Source organism: Desulfuromonas sp. CSMB_57 (assembly GCF_020194955.2).
Lineage (GTDB): Bacteria > Desulfobacterota > Desulfuromonadia > Desulfuromonadales > Syntrophotaleaceae > JAFCIY02.
Window position 1 is genome coordinate 1 of record NZ_JAFCIY020000011.1, and the last position, 3,279, is coordinate 3,279.

A 3,279-nucleotide genomic window follows, 5' to 3' on the forward strand; every position below is an offset into this window, starting at 1 on the left:
TCGATCAGGCCGCCTGCATCAAGTGCGGCGCCTGCTTGGACAAGTGCAAGTTCGACGCCATCATCAAGCGGTAAACAGGCGTACCCTCGTATCGTCCAGGCCGGCCTTCGGGTCTGCCTGGACGATGCAGGTGCGATGTTTTTTCACAGTTATTACAAGGAGCCATAGCACATGTCTATGATGAAGGTAACCATCAATGGCAAGATGACGGAAGTGCCGGCCGGCAGCTCGATTCTCGACGCCGCCAAGCAGCTGGACATCCATATTCCGACCCTGTGCCACCTGGAAATGGAAAAGAAATTCAACGAGCAGGCCGCGGCCTGCCGCGTCTGCGTGGTTGAAGTCGAAAACCGCCGCAATCTGGCGCCGGCCTGTGCCACCCCGGTGATGGACGGCATGGTAGTCACCACCGACACCCCCCGGACCATCGAAGCCCGCAAGGTGGTTGTCAATCTGATGTTGTCCGACCATCCCCTCGACTGCCTGACCTGCGGCCAGGCCGGGGCCTGCAAGCTGCAGGATCTCTGCTACCAGTACGATATCACCGAAACCGCCTTCCCCGGTGCCCGCAACGATTTCCCGAAGGATGAGACCAACGAGTTCTACTTCCGGGATCTGAACAAATGCGTGGCCTGCCGTCGCTGCGTTCAGGTCTGCAACAACTTCCAGAGCACCCAGGCCATCGGCTTTGGCGACCGCGGTTTCACCACCCATCCGGTGGCGCCTTTCGACAAGGGCATGGACGCCTCCACCTGCGTTTCCTGCGGCAACTGCGTGTCGGTCTGCCCGACGGGCGCCCTGCAGCCGAAAATGAAGGAAAAGTTCCGTCACTGGGAAGTCAGCAAGACCCAGACCACCTGCACCTACTGCGGCGTCGGATGCCAGATGAACCTGCTCGCCAAGGACAACAAGGTGGTCGGCGTGGAGCCGGTCAACGGCCCGGCCAACGACGGCCTGCTGTGCGTCAAGGGCAAGTTCGGCTACAACTTCATCAATCACCCGGACCGCCTGACCGCTCCGCTGGTGCGCAAGGACGGCAAACTGGTTGAAGCCACCTGGGAAGAGGCTTACGGCCTCATCATCGACAAGGTCAAGAAGACCAAGGAAGAATTCGGCGGCGATGCCCTGGCCGGTCTGACTTCGGCCCGCGTCACCAACGAAGAAAACTACCTGTTCCAGAAACTGGTCCGCGCCGGGTTCGGCACCAACAATGTCGATCATTGTGCCCGACTTTGACACAGCTCCACTGTTGCCGGTCTGGCAACTACGCTTGGCAGTGGCGCGATGACCAACAGCATCAACGAGTTGTTGAGCAGTGATGTGATCTTCATCACAGGCTCCAATACGACGGAAGGACATCCGGTAATCGGTGCTAAAATTCGTCAGGCCAAGGAGCGGGGCGCGACCATCATCGTCGCCGAACCGCGCCGCATCGACCTGGCCAACGACGCCACTGTGTTCCTGCAGGTGACTCCGGGAACCAACGTCGCCCTGTACAACGGCATGATGAGCTACATCATCAGCGAAGGGCTGCAGGATTCCGAGTACATCGCAGAGCGTACTGAAAATTATGAGGAATTGGTCAAAACCCTCGCTGATTTTACCCCTGAAAAGGCGGCTGAAATCTGCGGCGTGGACGCCGAAGACATCAAAAAGGCGGCCCGCCTGTATGCTCAGGCGCCCAAAGGGGCCATCGTTTACTCCATGGGTGTCACCCAGTTCACCACCGGTGTGGAAGGCGTCATGAGCCTCTCCAACCTGGCCCTGCTGTGCGGCAACATCGGCATCGAGTCCGGCGGCATCAACCCCCTGCGCGGTCAGAACAACGTCCAGGGCGCCTGCGACATGGGCGGCCTGCCCGGCGACCTGCCCGGCTACCAGAAGGTGAACAACCCCGAAGTCCTGGCCAAGTTCAACCAGGCCTGGGGCGTGGAACTGTCCAGCAAGCCCGGCCTGACCCTGACGGAGATCGTCGGCAAGGCCGGCCACGGCGACATCAAAGTGCTTTACATCATGGGTGAAAACCCCATGGTATCCGACCCGGATCTGCACCATGTCGAAGACGCACTGAAGAACACCGACTTCCTCATCGTGCAGGACATCTTCCTGACCGAAACGGCCCAGTTGGCCGACGTGGTCCTGCCGGCGGCCTCTTTTGCCGAGAAGGACGGTACCTTCGCCAACACCGAACGGCGCGTGCAGCGGGTGCGCAAGGCCATCGAGCCTGTCGGTGAATGCAAGGCCGACTGGGAGATCCTGATGGATCTGCTCAACCGCCTCGGCATCGAGAAGCAGTATGCCGGTCCGGAAGAGATCTTCACGGAACTCTCCTCGGTCACGCCTTCCTACGCCGGCATCAATTATGCCCGTTTGGAAGAACTGGGCAGCCTGCAGTGGCCCTGCCCGAACACGGAACATCCGGGTACCAAGTTCCTGCACAGCGGCAAGTGCTCCCGCGGTCTGGGACTGTTCAAGCCGGCCATGTTCAAGCCCAGCGCCGAAGTGCCCTGCGCCGATTACCCGTTGGTCATGACCACCGGTCGCAACCTGTACCATTACCACACCCGTACCATGACCGGTAAGGTGGAGGGTCTCAACAACCTGGTCCCCGCATCCTATGTGGAGATCAACCCCGCCACCGCCGCCAAACTCGGCATCGTCGAAGGCGACAAGGTTAAGGTCAGCACCCGGCGCGGAGCCGTGGCGGCCTTGGCCAAGGTGACGAACAAGATCAAGGAACACGTCATCTTCATGCCCTTCCACTTTGTTGAAGGGGCGGCCAACGTGCTGACCAATCCGGCTCTGGATCCCATTTCCAAGATTCCGGAATACAAGTCCTGCGCCGCCAAGATCGAAAAAGTGGCCTGGGACTGGTCGGAGGAGACCGACCAGATTCGTTAACCTGTAACCGCCGGGGACGGCTGTTGCCGTCCCCGGCGCCATAATGAAAAACATCGTTATGATTGCGCAGCCAGGAGATTGACTTCAAGGGTCCGTCTTGCTAGAATCCTGCGCCGGTTGAGATGTTTCGTGCGGACGGTCCGCAGGAAGATAGTTGTTTCCGGTCCCGTTTTGACTGAATGCAGTAATCCGGTCGAAGGGTGGCTTTTCAGGGGGAGAAGCCACTGGATGGCAATCCGGCCGGATCGCGGGTAGGCCGCCTTCGGGTCCGGAAACAGGGTTGGCAAAACATCTTTTTTGGGGAGAGGAACATGAGTAACGAGAATTTGATGTCGAAGAGATGGCTGATCGCCTCTGCCGGGATCGTCATCATGACCC

Annotated in this window: 3 protein-coding genes; 2 read left to right on the top strand and 1 reads right to left on the bottom strand. The window is 59.5% G+C overall.

Annotated elements, in window-relative coordinates:
* A partial coding sequence (locus tag JQN68_RS14840; protein ID WP_502799347.1) for a 4Fe-4S binding protein occupies window positions 1-74 on the top strand: 74 nt, incomplete at its 5' end.
* A 103-nt stretch (window positions 75-177) separates the two neighbouring features.
* The gene (fdhF, locus tag JQN68_RS03935) at window positions 178-2,901 is read left to right on the top strand and encodes a formate dehydrogenase subunit alpha (protein WP_249621020.1); all 2,724 of its coding nucleotides are present in this window, start codon (window positions 178-180) and stop codon (window positions 2,899-2,901) included.
* A gap of 56 nt (window positions 2,902-2,957) precedes the next feature.
* Here fdhF and JQN68_RS03940 read toward each other — a convergent pair.
* Window positions 2,958-3,279: hypothetical protein (locus tag JQN68_RS03940; protein WP_249621019.1), on the bottom strand; the 322-nt coding region annotated here is incomplete at its 5' end.